Source organism: Ferrimonas senticii DSM 18821, from assembly GCF_000422665.1.
Classification (GTDB): domain Bacteria; phylum Pseudomonadota; class Gammaproteobacteria; order Enterobacterales; family Shewanellaceae; genus Ferrimonas; species Ferrimonas senticii.
Genome location: NZ_KE383898.1, coordinates 379686 through 395382 on the forward strand (window position 1 = coordinate 379686; position 15697 = coordinate 395382).

The 15697-nt window shown below is 52.6% G+C and carries 14 protein-coding genes; 10 read left to right on the forward strand and 4 right to left on the reverse strand.

Annotation, left to right across the window (positions count from 1 at the left end; all coding sequences use genetic code 11):
- Positions 1-251 precede the first annotated feature (251 nt).
- Positions 252-1487 carry a hypothetical protein gene (locus tag G506_RS0114865; protein WP_028117554.1) on the reverse strand — a complete coding sequence of 412 codons (1236 nt, stop codon included), beginning with the start codon at positions 1485-1487 and terminating at the stop codon, positions 252-254.
- A gap of 614 nt (positions 1488-2101) precedes the next feature.
- Here G506_RS0114865 and G506_RS0114870 point away from each other — a divergent pair.
- From G506_RS0114870 to G506_RS0114910, 9 genes are all read left to right on the forward strand, one after another.
- A complete protein-coding gene (locus G506_RS0114870) occupies positions 2102-2845 on the forward strand; it encodes a (Fe-S)-binding protein (protein ID WP_028117555.1) in 744 nt (247 codons plus the stop codon).
- Positions 2846-2855: 10 nt separating this feature from the next.
- Complete coding sequence (locus G506_RS0114875; protein WP_028117556.1) at positions 2856-4241, forward strand: lactate utilization protein B; 1386 nt, start codon at positions 2856-2858, stop codon at positions 4239-4241.
- Positions 4241-4813 (forward strand): LutC/YkgG family protein, encoded by a 573-nt coding sequence (locus G506_RS0114880; RefSeq protein ID WP_028117557.1) that lies wholly within the window; start codon positions 4241-4243, stop codon positions 4811-4813. Before G506_RS0114875 ends, G506_RS0114880 begins: the two co-directional genes overlap by 1 nt.
- Before the next feature lie 465 nt (positions 4814-5278).
- The gene (hcp, locus tag G506_RS0114885; RefSeq protein ID WP_028117558.1) at positions 5279-6943 is read left to right on the forward strand and encodes a hydroxylamine reductase; all 1665 of its coding nucleotides are present in this window, start codon (positions 5279-5281) and stop codon (positions 6941-6943) included.
- Between the two features lie 72 nt (positions 6944-7015).
- A complete protein-coding gene (locus tag G506_RS0114890) occupies positions 7016-7987 on the forward strand; it encodes a flavin reductase family protein (protein WP_028117559.1) in 972 nt (323 codons plus the stop codon).
- A 141-nt stretch (positions 7988-8128) separates the two neighbouring features.
- Positions 8129-8611 (forward strand): GNAT family N-acetyltransferase, encoded by a 483-nt coding sequence (locus tag G506_RS0114895; RefSeq protein WP_028117560.1) that lies wholly within the window; start codon positions 8129-8131, stop codon positions 8609-8611.
- A 238-nt stretch (positions 8612-8849) separates the two neighbouring features.
- The gene (gene catB, locus G506_RS0114900; RefSeq protein ID WP_028117561.1) at positions 8850-9476 is read left to right on the forward strand and encodes a type B chloramphenicol O-acetyltransferase; all 627 of its coding nucleotides are present in this window, start codon (positions 8850-8852) and stop codon (positions 9474-9476) included.
- A gap of 112 nt (positions 9477-9588) precedes the next feature.
- The gene (gene mog, locus G506_RS0114905; RefSeq protein WP_028117562.1) at positions 9589-10122 is read left to right on the forward strand and encodes a molybdopterin adenylyltransferase; all 534 of its coding nucleotides are present in this window, start codon (positions 9589-9591) and stop codon (positions 10120-10122) included.
- Between the two features lie 151 nt (positions 10123-10273).
- A complete protein-coding gene (locus G506_RS0114910) occupies positions 10274-11986 on the forward strand; it encodes a phospho-sugar mutase (protein ID WP_028117563.1) in 1713 nt (570 codons plus the stop codon).
- Positions 11987-12063: 77 nt separating this feature from the next.
- Here the strand turns inward: G506_RS0114910 and G506_RS0114915 are convergent, their stop codons facing one another.
- Positions 12064-12618 (reverse strand): MliC family protein, encoded by a 555-nt coding sequence (locus G506_RS0114915; protein ID WP_084631464.1) that lies wholly within the window; start codon positions 12616-12618, stop codon positions 12064-12066.
- 138 nt (positions 12619-12756) lie between these two features.
- On the opposite strand from G506_RS0114915, the gene G506_RS0114925 reads away from it, so the two are divergent.
- A complete protein-coding gene (locus G506_RS0114925; protein ID WP_028117565.1) occupies positions 12757-13674 on the forward strand; it encodes a M14 family metallopeptidase in 918 nt (305 codons plus the stop codon).
- Positions 13675-13680: 6 nt separating this feature from the next.
- Here the strand turns inward: G506_RS0114925 and G506_RS0114930 are convergent, their stop codons facing one another.
- Both G506_RS0114930 and G506_RS0114935 read right to left on the reverse strand, forming a co-directional pair.
- Positions 13681-15018 carry a GGDEF domain-containing protein gene (locus G506_RS0114930; RefSeq protein ID WP_028117566.1) on the reverse strand — a complete coding sequence of 446 codons (1338 nt, stop codon included), beginning with the start codon at positions 15016-15018 and terminating at the stop codon, positions 13681-13683.
- Between the two features lie 259 nt (positions 15019-15277).
- A complete protein-coding gene (locus G506_RS0114935; RefSeq protein WP_028117567.1) occupies positions 15278-15664 on the reverse strand; it encodes a hypothetical protein in 387 nt (128 codons plus the stop codon).
- Positions 15665-15697: the final 33 nt, after the last annotated feature.

Consider the following 15697-nt stretch of genomic DNA (forward strand, 5'->3'; position numbering starts at 1 on the left):
AGCCAAGTTACATGCTTAAGTGCCATGAATAGGCTTATCAAAGATATCCTAATGACTGATAGTTCAGTGAGAGCAGGTTAATTTAATTTCATTGTGGAGATATGTCTCTACAATATTAAAATAAAAGGTCGGTGGCGACATTAAAAGCGGCTGGTAGATTTTGGTAATATTTTATAAAAGCTAATTCAGCCGCTTTTTTATGCTGCTTTGCAGCAAACCTTTAATATCAAGGTTTGTTCTTTGGTGCCTTATTATGGGGTAATGGTCAGTTGCTCATAATGATATTGCTGATAGCGCGGATCATCGTGGCGGTTATCAATTTGGCCTTGTTGTAGCAGTTGCAGGAAATCACCGTAACTGTTACGACTACCATAACCCCAAAGGCCAATGGTGACGGTTAAATCATCTAGGCTACCAAACTCCGCTTGAATGTCGGCGGGCAGGTCTAAATCAGGGATCGAACCATTAAGCGGTGCGTTGATGCTCCAGCTGACATCGTTGCCATAACTGTCAATACTCAACATGCTTTTGTTAAGACCGACATCGCGAAAATCGTAGGCGCTACTCTCAAGCACGCTGGCGACTCGCAGTTGAAATGCGCTGCCACCATGCCAGTCAGGTAAGGTGACCGCGCCGTCCTCAATCGGTTGGCGAATGCCGCTAACGTACTCCACTTGGCTGTCGAGCCTTTCGAGTCGGTAGCCAGAAATCAGTGTGTCTTGATGAAGTTCAGGGAAGTACCAAAGCTCGCTGGGATCGTCGACGCTCAGATAATTGGCCACTTGGGGCCAATAGTCACCTAACCGAACTCGGCTGTTATACCAGTCAAAATCCACTTCACTGTTGACGGTAATGGCGCTGCCGGCGACAAATTCATCCGGATCTAGGTAGATTGCGGTGTCAATGTTGCCATTGATGGTTTGGCGGACGGCGTAGGATGGACCGGCAAGGTTGTCGGTTAACAAAAAATCCATGGTGGGCCAACCGCCGTCAGCGGTTGGACATACCTTGACCTGTTCACCGTCATTAACCGGGCGGGTTTGGTAGCGCAAACTGTGACTGCTAAAGGTTGCCAATAAATCGGTGGCATTGACAGTGATCATTTGACAGCCACAGGCGCTATTGCGGTTGTCCTCAAATTTGGCCGTTAGCGTTGACAGTGGATAATCCAAGTAACTTTCGACGTCGGTATTGCTGCCGTCCTCTGCAAAATAATTACGACCAATAACGGTAATGTGGGCGGCATCGCTAGGGCGGTCTAGCTCAATGGTACCGCTGTGACCAACGCTATGTCGGCTGAGAATGGCACCGTTACTATCATGCAGCAGCACCGACGCCTCTGGGTAGGCACTGGCTTGGCCACACTGATCAAAGCTGATTGCTTTAATACTTAGTGAAGTGGTGGCTACCGAGCTATCCGATTCATCTGAGGATCCGCCGCAACCGGCAAGGCTGAGTACGGCCAGCGCTAAAACTGTTTTTTTCATTGTTCTTCCTTGACCTAAATCTGTCGATTTCAGTTGCTCTTGCAATCAATCCGCATGCGATTGGGTGATTATCAATAGCACAGGTTAGGCGGCCGTTGCATCGATACGGCCAAGGGGTCGTTAAGTCAGGTGTTCGGTGTAGCAGCAGGGAGGTGGTCAGATTCACTAAAGCGGCTCTGGCTTGATACCTATTATGTCGGCGCAATTGCTGTCGCCAGTGCAACTAATGCTGCAAAAAAGCATAAAAATTAACTGGTAACACTTTATTTCAGGTGCACTTGCGGTGCTTCGCCGATGGTGATGCAACTCACAATTTGAGTTAATTTTTTTAAGGTCAAAGTTGCTGGCTAGTGTGTGTATGGTTGCGTTGTTGTTATTTGCAATCCAGGCTTGGTCTGACCAATCGGGTGGGGTGTAACAACTATGTTTTCAGGTGGTGATTTTATTGCTGCCAGTGACAGCGATTCTCAATTGCAGCCACGAAAAATCACTAATCCGTTACAACATGGTGCGGCGCATTTTGCTGTGACGGCATTCACGGAATTAGCATCCCTTAACCGCCAATAATCCGCTCGACTCACCGACATTAACGCGGATCTGCTGTGGAGCAATCAATGAAAATCGCGCTATTCACCCCCTGTTTGGTTAACCAAATGATGCCGCAAGTGGGCATCGCTACGGTTGAACTGCTGGAAAAGCTAGGTCACCAAGTGATCTATCCGAAAGGTCAAACTTGCTGTGGTCAACCGATGACCAACTCCGGTTGTTTTGATGACGCTAAGAAAACCACGCTAAAGCTGCTGAACGCCTTTAAAGGGGTTGATTGCGACTACATCGTTTGCCCAGCGGCATCGTGCATGATCGCCGCCAAAGAGAACTTCCATGAATTCGATTGCAGCCCAGAAGCCACTGCGGTGATTGGTAAGCTGAAAGAGCTGACCGAGTTCCTATTCGATATTCATGGCCTTGATAGCTTTAACAAGCCATTCCCACACAAAGTGTCGATGCAGATGTCCTGTCACGGCATTCGCATGCTGGATTTGGCCACCCCATCGGAAACCATGGGCAAGGGCTACAACAAGCTTGAAGCGCTGCTAAATAACATCGAAGGGATCACCGTGGTGTACCCAGAACGTCGCGATGAATGTTGCGGCTTTGGTGGCACCTTTGCCCTGGATGAGGGCGCGGTATCCGGCAAAATGGGTAAAGACAAGGCTCGCGCTCACGCAGATACCGGCGCTGACTATGCGGTTGGCTTCGATCCATCCTGCCTACTGCATCTGGACGGTGTTATCCGCAAGCAAGGTTTCCCTATCAAGACTCTGCACATTGCCGAGCTGCTGAACCAAGTCGTTTAAGGAGCCGATCATGACATTGATCAATGGATTACAAACCCACGCTGACGCTGCCGCGGATTTTCTGAAAGATGAAGATCGGGTCGATTGGCACGACAAAGCGTTGTGGAACTTGCGTTTTAAGCGTGACTTAGCGGCGGGCTCCGTGGCTGAGTGGGAACAGTTGAAGCAGATTGGTTCTGAGATCAAACTGCACACTCTGTCGAATCTCGCCAAGTATCTGGTTGAGTTTGAACAAAACTGCCAAAACAACGGCATCGTGGTGCACTGGGCCAAAGACGCGCAAGAGCATAATGAAATTGTTCACGGCATTTTGGCGAAACACAACGTCAAGCGATTGGTGAAATCCAAATCGATGCTGACCGAAGAAGCCCACCTCAACCCGTACCTTGAAAGTAAGGGGATTGAGGTGATCGATACCGACTTGGGCGAGCGCATCATTCAGCTGCGTAAAGAGCCGCCATCGCACATTGTGGTGCCAGCCATTCACTTGAAAAAAGAGGAAGTAGGTGAACTGTTCCATGAGCACCTAGGCTCAGAAAAGGGCGCTTCGGACCCAACCTACTTGACCAAGCAGGCGCGCTATCACCTGCGTCAAAAGTTCCTTGAAGCCGATGCCGCGCTGACTGGCGTAAACATGGGCATCGCTTCCGAAGGTGCAGTCGTGGTGTGTACCAACGAAGGTAATGCCGACATGGGCGTCAACCTGCCTAAGGTACAAATTCACTGCATGGGCATCGATAAGCTGGTACCTAACTTGGATTCGGTCGGCGTGTTGGTGCGGATGCTGGCGCGGAATGCCACCGGCCAACCGGCAACCACCTACAGCACCATGTACAAAGGCCCGAAACAGGGCGGTGAGATGCACGTGGTGTTGGTGGATAACGGCCGCACTAAGTTGTTCCAAGATGAACTGATCGGCGAAGCCTACAAGTGTATCCGCTGTGGTGGCTGTTTGAACACCTGTCCGGTGTACCGTCGCTCTTCAGGTTTTGCCTACAACGCCTTGATCCCGGGCCCTATTGGTATCGCGGTATCGGCAGCGGGCGATGAAACTCACTCACTGGCTTGGGCCTGTACCTTGTGTGGTTCTTGTACCAAAGTGTGCCCGACTAAGGTGCCGCTGGATAGCATCATCGCCAAGTGGCGTCGTATTCACGCCGAGCAGAAAACCCTGCCATACGGCAAGGGCAGCTACATGCCATACCTTGGCAAGTTAATGGCCAATGAAGGGTTGCTTAACACCGGCGGTAAAGTGGCACGTACAGCGCTGAAGATTTTGCCTGGCTCAGTAATGAAGCCATTTGCGGGTGCTTGGGGTCAGCATCGCGAACTGCCAGAGGTAGAAACTACCCAGTCGTTTGAAGCGTGGTTTGATAAAAATCGAGGTAACAAATAATGTCCAGTCGTGACGCAATTTTGGCCGCATTGGCCGATGTTAAAGTGCCAGCGATGGCGATGCCTGAGATCAACATCGACGCTGACATGAACGATGTGGTTGGCCAGTACCGCGAAACCATCACTAAGATCGGTGGCCAAATCGTTGAAGTGGCCGATCTGGCCGAGGTGCAGCAGTTCCTAAACGACAAGATTGCCGCCGGTGAACAGGTGCTGTCGCAGGTGGCGGAACTGACTGGCAACCGTGCCCTTGATGCCACGCCGCACACCCTAGAAAACGTTGATTTAGCGATTGTCCCAGCGCGTTTAGGGGTGGCAGAAAACGGTGCGGTTTACGTTAACTCCGCCGACACCGGCCACCGAGTGTTGCCGTTTATCGCTGAAAATTTGGCTGCGGTACTGAAACGCGGCGACATCGTCGCCAACATGCATCAAGCGATGCACAACATCGAATTCCAATCTGGTCAATTGGGAGCTTTTATCGCCGGTCCGTCGAAAACCGCTGATATTGAGCAAGCTTTGGTCATCGGTGCCCATGGCGCCTGCAGTATGACCATCTTCTTGATCGACTGAGCTGCTTGCAGTTCTTTTCCCAAGTCGGTCGAAACGACGCTAAGCCCGAAGTTCGCTTCGGGCTTTTTTATTAGGGCGTGTTGACCTTTGCTGTATATTTTTGCGCCCATTGTTGGTTAATTTTGATAGCAAATTGCTCTTGGTCGGTTAATTTTGCTCTTCTGAGCTCACAGAGGGGCGCCTTGCAGGGTCGGACTAGCTACTGTCACTCTTCGTCATACGATTTCGACGTAGAGCCACTATGCCTTCAATCGCAATCCTCGATTGACAGCCGCTATCCTCGACCAAATTCTGAACACTAAACGTCAACACGCCCTAGCAAAATTCAGCGATAGCGTTGCTAAACAGTGAGCTAGGTCAAACTTCAAGATAACAAACATTAAAAATGCATGTATTGGGCGCAGCGCAGGGTTAGAGTTGTCTTATTAAACATGAATTTTAAATGCAACATTTGGAGCCGACCCCATGTTTTGTATGCAGTGTGAGCACACTATCGTTACCCCAGTCGCTAAAGGCTGTTCTTACGCCGCCGGTATGTGCGGTAAAACGTCTGAGATCTCCGATCTGCAAGACGTATTGGTTTACTTGATTCAAGGCGTTTCTGCCTATGCTCACTTGGCACGCGGCGTCGGCGTGGTTGATGCCAAAGTCGATGCGTTTCTGCCACAGGCGTTTTTCTCAACCTTAACCAACGTTAACTTCGATGCCGATCGCCTGGTGGACTACACCCAGCAATGTATGGCGATGCGCAATCGCATGCGTGACCTCTACCACTCTGCTTGCTTGGTACAGGGCGTTGAGCCGGTGTCGCCAAAAGGCGCGGCAGAACTGGAGATCTCCGTTGATAAAGCAGCGATGCTGGCGGTAGCACCACAAACCATCGTTAACCGTGGTGCCGATGACGTAGGTGCCGATATCGTTGGCCTGCGTCTGCTAAACCTCTACGGCCTCAAAGGTGTGGCGGCTTACATGGAACACGCTCGCATTTTGAAGCAGACCTCTGACGAGGCTTACGCCGAATTCCACCGCATCATGGCGCGTTTGGGTGAAGATCCAACCGATATGGAAGAACTGTTGGGCTTGGCGATGGCGATTGGTCACCTGAACTACAAGGTGATGGAGATTTTGGACGCCGGTGAAACCAGTGAGTTTGGCCACCCAGTTCCGGTAAAAGTGAACATGAAGCCGGTCGCCGGTAAGGCGATTTTGGTATCCGGTCACGACTTGATCGATCTGCAGCTGATTCTGGAACAGACCAAAGATAAGGGCATCAACGTCTACACCCACGGTGAGATGCTGCCAGCCCACGCTTACCCAGAACTGGGTCACAAGTACCCACATCTGGTGGGTAACTACGGCAGCGCGTGGCAGAACCAGCAGAAAGAGTTTGCTAACTTCCCTGGCGCCATCGTGATGACCTCCAACTGCCTGATCAACCCAGAAGTGAAAGGCTACGCCGATCGCATCTACACCCGCTCTATCGTCGGCTGGCCGGGAGTGAAGCACATCATCGGTGACGATTTCGCTGAAGTGATTGCCAAAGCGTTGGAGTGTGACGGCTTTAAGTACGATGAGATCCCGCACTACACCACCACCGGTTTTGCTCGTAACGCCCTGATGGCAGCGGCTCCGGCGGTAATCGAGCAGGTGAAAGCGGGTAACATCAGCCACTTCCTGCTGGTTGGCGGCTGTGATGGTGATAAGAAAGAGCGTTCCTACTTCACCGATATCGTTGCTCAAGCGCCAAAAGATACTCTGATCCTGACGCTGGCCTGCGGCAAGTTTAAGTTCAACGATCTGGACTTAGGCGAGATCAACGGCATCCCGCGCTTCTTGGATGTTGGCCAGTGTAACGACACTTACTCGGCGATTCAGTTGGCATTGGCACTGGCGAAAGAGTTCGACTGTGGCGTTAACGATCTGCCGCTGTCACTAGTGCTGTCGTGGTTCGAGCAAAAAGCGATTGCGGTGCTGCTGACCCTGCTGGCTCTGGGGATTAAAGATATCCGTGTTGGCCCAACCGCACCGGCATTCTTAACCGACAACCTGCTGACTGCCCTGAACGAGATGACTGGCCTGCGCTTGATCACCACCGTCGAGCAAGATTTGGCTGACATTCTGGGTAAATAAACCCCAGCTAATTGAATTAACGGTCAGCCTTTGCTGGCCGTTGTTATTTCGAGACGATTTCGAGATTTCCCCATGCATTTAACCTGTACCGCTGTGATTGATGAAACCAGCAGCATCCGCAGTTTCCGTTTTCGCGCCGAACAACCGCTGGAATTTATCGCTGGCCAGTTCGCTACCGTCTTGGTGCCATTGGGCGATCGCACCAGTGCCCGCGCTTACAGCTTTAGCTCCAAGCCGAGCGACAGCGAGTTGCAACTGACCATTAAGCGGGTTGACGGTGGCCGGGTGTCTAACCACTTGCTGGATAACTTTAACGTCGGTGATCAGCTTGAGGTACTGCCGCAAGCAGCGGGTGAGTTTCACCGCGACAGTGCCGGCACGGCGCCATGGCTATTGCTTGGTGCCGGCTGCGGCATTACCCCGCTGTACTCGATGCTGCGCGACCGTCTGAGCGATGAGCCCGAGGCGGATATCGTGATGATGGTGTCGGCCAAAACCGCCGATGAGGCGCTGTTTGCCGCGCCGCTAGCAGAATTAGCGGCCAAGCACCCGAATTTTCAACTGAAGTGGCTGCTGTCGGCTAGCGGCGAGCGCTTAAGCCAAGCGGCGATTGCCAAATTTGCCGCGAAGATGACCCAGCGCAGCGTGATGATCTGTGGCCCGCAAACCTATATGGATGCCGCCGAAGCCTACGCCCATGCTTTGAACGCCGCCAAAGTGCAGTGCGAGGCGTTTACTCAAGTGAAAAACCAGTTGGCGGATCTGCCCGCCGCTGGCAAACAGTCAATGCACCTTGCTATCGATGGTATTGAGCTGCCGATTTTGCCTAACCAATCGGTACTCGATAGCCTCGAAGCAGGGGGCATTCCAGTGTTGGCCGCTTGCCGTGCCGGTGTTTGCGGTACCTGTAAATGCAAAGGCGAGAAGGGCAAGTTTGAAACCACCTCAACCATCGGCTTAACCGAAGATGAGATTGAGGAGGGTTATTTCTTAGCTTGTGCCTCTACCGTAACGGCCAGCATGGAAGTCGAGATCGACGATTAAGTTGGCGTATGGCCAAGTTGAGGTTGTGATTTTAGCTTTAGCACAAGCGCTCACCGTGGTGGGCGCTTTTGCTTTTGTAGACCAACATAATGACTTAGGCTTTGGGCTAGTCTGTGGAGGTATCGATGCGGAGGCACAGCGATGCAGATTGTTCAGGTTGATGATCACAATATCGAGGTTTACCTAAACCTTGCCCAAGGCTACGAAGCGGAGTTCTCCAAAATTGTTCAGAAAAAGCCGCAGGCGGATGGCCGCTTTGCGCTTGATACTGAACTGGGTGGCAACGTCGCCGGCTATCTGCTGTATGTCGATGGCGTTCCAGCGGGGCATACCGCCATTGCCAGCCATGGCGATGGCCAATTTGAAGTGTGTGATTTTTACGTGGTGCCCTATTTTCGCCAGAACCGCTTAGGCCAGACTTTTGCCGCGGCAATTTTTGCGATGCACGGCGGCCGTTGGCAGATCAAACAAGTCGCAGGGGCAGACCGAGCCATCGCCTTTTGGCAGGCGACCATTGGCGATTATACTGGCGGCCATTTTAAGCAGGATATTTATCAAGATCCGCAGTGGGGTACAGTCACCCGCCAATGCTTTAACCATCTTGATTTCACTAGGGCGTATTGACGTTTGGTGTTCGGAATTTGGTCGAGGATAGCAGCTGTCAATCGAGGATTGCGATTGAAGGCATAGTGGCTCTACGTCGAAATCGTATGACGAAGAGTGACAGCTGCTAGTCCGGCCCTGCAAGGCGCCCTTCAGTGAGCACTGAACAGCAAAATTTACCAACCAAGATCAATTTGCTTTCAAAAGTAGCTGATAATGGGCGCAAAAATACATAGCAAAGGTCAACACGCCCTAACAAATGAACAACTATTTCGACAGCCCTTTTGCCGGTAAACCGCTGGCAGAGCAGGTAACCAACCCGAATATCATCGTTGGTAAACACAGCTATTACTCCGGTTACTACCATCAACACAGCTTTGACGATTGCGCCCGTTATCTGATGCCGGATCGCGATGATGTCGATAAGTTGATCATCGGCAGTTACTGTTCCATCGGCTCTGGGGCGGTATTTATGATGGCCGGTAACCAAGGTCATCAACACCAGTGGGCCAGTACTTTTCCGTTCTTCTATCAACAGCATCCGGCGTTTGCTGGCGCCCAAGATGGGTTTGTTCGTGCTGGTAATACCGTGATTGGCAACGACGTTTGGATCGGCTCTGAGGCGATGATCATGAGCGGCGTCACCGTCGGTGATGGTGCCATCATCGCCAGTCGGGCGGTGGTTACCAAAGATGTGCCGCCTTACGCAATTGTCGGCAGCAATCCGGCCAAGCTGATCCGCTATCGGTTTGCTGAGGAACAGATCGCCAAACTGTTGGAAATGCAGTGGTGGCATTGGTCGGATGCAGAGCTCTCGGCGGCGATGCCGTTGCTGTGCTCCGCCGATATTGATGGCCTCTATCACTTTTGGCTTAATCAACGCTAAGCGGTTGCGCAAACCCTAGCCGAATAGTTCAAAGTACTGGCTTATCGTCTGTTTTTTCGCTGGCCATCGGATATGCTGAGGTCAGCCTTTATTAAAATTAGGATTTAAGTTCATGACCATCGCCAAAATCGGCATTGTTACCGTTAGCGATCGCGCCAGTGCTGGCGTTTACGAAGATATCTCCGGCAAGGCGATCATCGAGACTCTGAATGAATACCTGACTTCCGAGTGGGAGCCAGTGTACCAGGTGATCCCAGATGAGCAGGACGTGATTGAAGCGACCCTGATCAAGATGGCCGATGAACTGAACTGCTCACTGATCGTTACCACCGGCGGTACCGGCCCGGCTAAGCGCGACGTCACCCCAGAAGCTACCGAAGCCGTATGCGACCGGATGATGCCGGGCTTTGGTGAACTGATGCGCGCTGAGTCGTTGAAGTTCGTGCCAACTGCGATTTTGTCCCGCCAAACTGCCGGTCTGCGCGGTGATAGCCTGATCGTCAACCTGCCGGGCAAGCCAAAGTCGATTCGTGAATGTCTGGATGCGGTGTTCCCTGCAATTCCTTACTGCATCGACTTGATGGAAGGGCCATTCCTAGAGTGCAACGAGGACGTCATCAAGCCGTTCCGCCCGAAAGCGAAATAAATCGTCGTAGTACCAACAAACGCCCACTGCAATCAGTGGGCGTTTTTGCAGCGGTCGTTTGCGCAACCGACAAATTACTGATCGTCGTCGCAGCGCTGCCGTCGATGGAGCTCTATGTTGTTAAGACAACACAACCAAGAAGGTACCTACCATGGAATCGATGCTGCTGCGCTGGCTTCAACAAGATCCTGATCCAGCCACTCGCGCCGAGCTGCAGGCGCTGATTGATAACGCCGACAGCGCTGAACTGCAGCGCCGTTTTAGCCAGCGATTGGCGTTTGGTACTGCCGGTTTACGAGGCGTCGTCGGCGCAGGCCCAAATCGGATGAATCGGCTGGTGATCCAACAAACCGCCAGTGGCTTAGGCCAATACCTATTAAGCCAATTTGCCGATGCCAAACGTCGCGGGGTGGTGATTGGCTATGATGGTCGGCCGGATTCAAAAACCTTTGCCGAGGACAGCGCTCGCGCCTTGATGGCACTGGGGATTAAGGTGCAATTAACCGATACCGTGGCGCCAACGCCGCTGGTGGCTTTTGGGGTGTTGCAGCTTAATGCGGTCGCTGGGATTGTGGTCACCGCCAGTCACAATCCGCCGGAATATAATGGTTTTAAGGTCTATTGGGAGAATGGCGCGCAGATCATCCCGCCCCACGATGCTGGCATCGCCGCCGCCATTGAGGTTGCCGCTGGCGCGGAACTGCCGCTGTTAGCGTTGGAGCAAGGCCAGCAGCAGGGGCTGCTGCATTATCTGGGCGGGTCGTTTTATCAAGAATATCAGCACCGTTTGTTGGCCAGTTCGCTGTTGGCGAGCGACGCCGAACCGCAGCCGCTGGTTATCGCTTACAGCGCCATGCATGGAGTCGGTGCTCGGAGCGTTGAAGCGGTGATGGCTCAAGCCGGTTTCCAGCAACTGCACAGCGTTGCCGCCCAGCGTGAGCCAGACGGCCAGTTCCCCACCGTTAAATTCCCCAACCCAGAAGAGCCGGGAGCGATGGATTTGGTGATCGCCGAGGCGCAGAAGGTCGGGGCACTGCTGGCCTGTGCCAATGATCCCGATGCCGACCGGTTTGCGGTGGCGGTGCGCACCGAGCAAGGCGACTATCGCATGCTCAGTGGCGATCAAGTCGGGGCGCTGCTAGGGGATTATCTGCTTGGGCGCAGTCAGGCTCAGTCGGCGTTGGTTGGTAACACCATCGTATCGTCGTCACTGCTGGGTAAAATTGCCGCTGGCTATGGGGCCAAGCATTATCAAACCCTGACTGGCTTTAAGTGGCTCAGTAACGTTGGTCAATCCCTTGAAAATGACCAGCAGCGTTTCCTGTTCGCCTACGAAGAGGCGTTGGGGTATACCGTTGGCTCCACGGTGTGGGACAAAGATGGCATTTCGGCGATGTTGGCGTTTTGCCAAATGACCGCTCAATTGCAGGCTCAAGGACTGACTCTGTGGGATAAATTGGCCAGCCTCTATCGCCAGCATGGTTTGCACCTTAATCAACAGCGCAGCTTCGCCTTGGATGCTAATGCCGCCCCAATTGGTGATAAGTTACGGCAACAGCCATTAACTGAAATCGCTGCGGCCAAGGTGGTGCGTCATGATGATCTTAAAGCGCAGCAAACCACCTTTGCTGATGGCCGAACCGAGGCGATAGCGCTGCCCGCCAGCGATGTGTTGATTTATCACCTAGATAATGGCGCTCGGGTCGTTGTTCGGCCATCCGGCACCGAACCGAAATTGAAGTGCTATCTGGAAGTGGTGGTTGAGTTGGCGCATGAGGAAACGCTGGCGCGAGCCGAGCAGCGCGGTGAAACCATCATGGCGGAGATCGCCGCGGCGATGGCCAAGCTTATTGCAGAGAGTTGATTGCCGCGGGCTGATAGCTTGTTGGGGGGATCGTATTGATTGACGGCAGCCATTGGCTGCCGTCTTTTTTAGGGATGTTACAGCCGTTGGCAGTAGACGTCCGGTTGATTAAAGCGCTGATATAAGGCTTCGCCCTTGGCGGTCCACAACAGCCAGTTTTGTCCTTGGTAACGGGCACCGGAGGCGCTGGGACGAATAAACCCCAATTTAGTGATGCCATTGGTTTTCAGTGCCACCAGCGGCAGAACGGTATCGTTGTAAAACTGCGCTATTAATTGCTCATTGGCGCATTGATAGGTTTGGACTAAATCGGCCTTGGCCGCGCCGGTGGCCACCTGCAATTCGCTGATCCGCGATTGATAGCTGTATTGCACGCAGCTGCTGATGTCGTCTGCTTTCCAGCAGTCATCACGACCTTTAAGCCAGCCCCGTTGATAAGGTTTGATGGTATCGCCTTGTTGGCGCAGCGCTTGTCGATACAGTTGGTTTAGCCGCACATCCAGTTGTTGCAGATCTGGCGTTTGACAGATCAGCTGCTCAACTTGACTGCTGGCTTTGGCGCAATCAAACGCCGGTGCCGCCAAAGCCGGTGTTACGGCCGTCATCAACAGCATTGAGAGAAACAAACGCATCAGCAAACCTCGATAAAAACCAACAAGTTTTTATTGTAAGTCAGGCAATTCGATTTGGGGAATGATCCCTGTGCTGATACGACCAACTGCCGCTAAGATAGGGGGCGAATACAACGACAACAACAAGCAAAGGAACCTATGAACCATTACTATTCAATCGGTCAGCCCGGTCAACCGTGGGGTGAGAGTGAGCGTCAAGCGTGGTTGGCACAATGCCAAATTAAACGTAGCTACCAGCAGTTAGTCGTGCCGCGCATTGAGGCATTGGCCGAGCGTTTTGAGCTAAGCCAATACGGTGCGCTCTCTTATGACCCACAACGCTACCCGTTGTACGCCATCAAGAGTCGAGATTGGCACAGCGATAAGCCAAAGGTACTGATCACCGGTGGTGTGCACGGCTATGAAACCAGTGGTGTGATGGGTGCGCTGAGCTTTTTAGAACAGCAAGGCGAACGTTACGCCGAGCAGTTTGATCTGCTGGTGCTGCCGTGCATTAGCCCATGGGGTTTTGAAACCATCAATCGTTGGAATCCCAACTGCGTTGATCCTAACCGCTCTTTCAAAGTGGACAGCGCCAGCGAAGAAGCGGCGGCGGTGGTTAAGTTGCTGGCCGAGCTGAACGTCAGTTTCTTAGCTCATTTTGATCTGCACGAAACCACCGACAGCGACAAAACTGAGTTCCGTCCAGCGCTGGCGGCGCGCGATGGCGGTGAGTTCCATATTGAACAGGAAGCGATCCCTGACGGTTTCTACAACGTCGATGATTCCGAGCGGGCGACGCCAGCGTTCCAAAAAGCGATCATTGATGCAGTACGGCAAGTGACCCACATCGCCCCTGCCGATGGCAACGGCCAGATCATCGGTGCTGATGTGGTTCAGGAAGGAGTGATTGAATACCCGAAGCGGTCGCTGTTTCTCTGTGGTGGCCTAACCGATGCGCCATTTGTTACCACCACCGAGGTGTACCCGGATAGCCCGAAAGCGACGCCAGAGCAGTGCAATGCCGCTCAAGTTGCGGCCGTATGCGGTGGTTTAGATTATCTGTTGCAACGCTAAGTCGTATTACTGGTCGCGATCGATAACACAGCGATTGCGACCTTGTTGCTTGGCTCGATAGAGCGCCAGATCGGCTCGATGTAGCTCATCTTCAAAGTCGTTAGTTGGCTGGCATTGGCGAATGCCGGCACTAAAGGTGATGATCAGCGTCGGTAGGCTTTCCAGTAACCGATGGTCGGCCAACTGGTGTAGCAATCGCTGCAAAATGTCGTGGGCTGCTTCAGCATCGACATTATCCATCAACAGCAGAAACTCCTCGCCGCCCCAACGCAGCAGCCGGTCTTGCTGACGTAGGCGTTGACTTAAAAAGTGAGCGAACTTCTGCAATACCTGATCGCCGATGGCATGGCCATGATGGTCGTTGATCGACTTAAAGTGGTCGATGTCGATCATTACCAGCGTGCCGCGATAGTGTGGCTGTTTTGCGAGCACGCAATCGGTTAGCCAGCGGCGATTATGCAATCCGGTAAGAAAGTCTTGATAGGCGCCATTTTTTAGTGCGGCAACATCGGCTGATGCTCTTTGTTGGCGGCGCTGTTTGCCAACAATTAACATCAGCCACACCGCCACGGCCAAAGTAAAACCAATGGCTCGTTGGCGGTTTAATGGCGTTTTCGGGGTAGCAAACACCACCGTCCATTTGCTGTCGAATACCGCCAGCGGTAGCGTGATGTTGCTGTCATCGACAACCCCTTGTTGATAGACCTGATACTGCTGCGCAATATCTGGGTGGTCGCCATAGATGGCAAAATTGCCGCGATAGCGACTAGCCAGTTGCGGCGCTACCTCATCGATAAAACTGTCGAGAGAAATAACGGCACTGGAAAGCCCCCAACAGTGGCCGTCAAGATCGAAGATTGGTCGGCGGATAATAAACGCTAGCTGGCCACTCTGAATCAGTTTGACTGGCCCAACAATAATAATTTTGCTGCGATTTAAAGCACGAGTGACGCCAATTTTGCGCTTATCATCGGCCAAGATGTCGTGACCAATAGCACCTTCGTTGCCAGCCAAAGGAGCGATAAATTGCACCACGCCGTTAGGCGCCAAAGCGATCGAGTCGATGGCTGGGTAGTTGCGCAGCAGTCGAGCGGCATAGCTGTCCATGCTTTGCCAATTAAAATCGTTCAGCTTTAGATAGTTACCAAAGGTCTCTGTGCCGAGCACCACGGTATTGAAGCGGTCATCAACGATGGTTTGAAAATCGTTGGTGATGCTGCGGTAGTGCTGTTGGTTGAGGCGCTGTTGAATGCTGTTGTGTTTAGTTATCACTAACTCAGCAACCAGCAATAGGCCGCCAAGCAGGCACAAGGCAATAATGTTAGAACGAAGCGTCAATGGCATTGGATTGCAGAGCAATGAAGATAAAACCAGCCGTAATCACTGCCGCAAGGTGATGACGAAGGCTGAGGATGTGGCTGGATTTACAATGGTGCGATAGTTAAGCCTAATGATATCACGAAATGGATACTGCAAATTGCAGTAGTCTGTCGCGACTTAAGCTTATCGGCGGTAGGGTTTCGGGTTGTAAGGTGCTGATCTTCAACCGGCAAAGATCAGCACGCTTGCATGGCTGCGGGTATTAGCCATGGTTTTGTTGAGCTTAGTGGTAATCCGGCCACAGCTCTTTTTGGGTACCGCTAATGAGTTCACCTAGGTGCTCTGGGGCTGGGGTGCCGCCAAGCAGTGCATCGGTGGCCAGCATCTGGATCAGGATAATCAGGCCACTGATCAGCAGCGCTTTCCAGTAAGGGCAATCCACCATCAAACTGATGGCAAAGGCACCGGCAAACACACTGGCAAGCCAAGCCAGTTGGGTCTCTTCGATAAACCGAAAGGCCATATCCTGCAGCGCCAGCACCGCCGCCAGCGCAATGACCGCACCGATGACACTGGGGTTGCCGGTGCGCAGTACCCGAGCACCGACATAGATTGGAGCCAAGCCGATAATCAATGAGGCGGCCAAAAAAATCATCAGTTGCAGCAACATCGCTAAGTCCCTAAAGCTGAAGTTGAAGTGGCC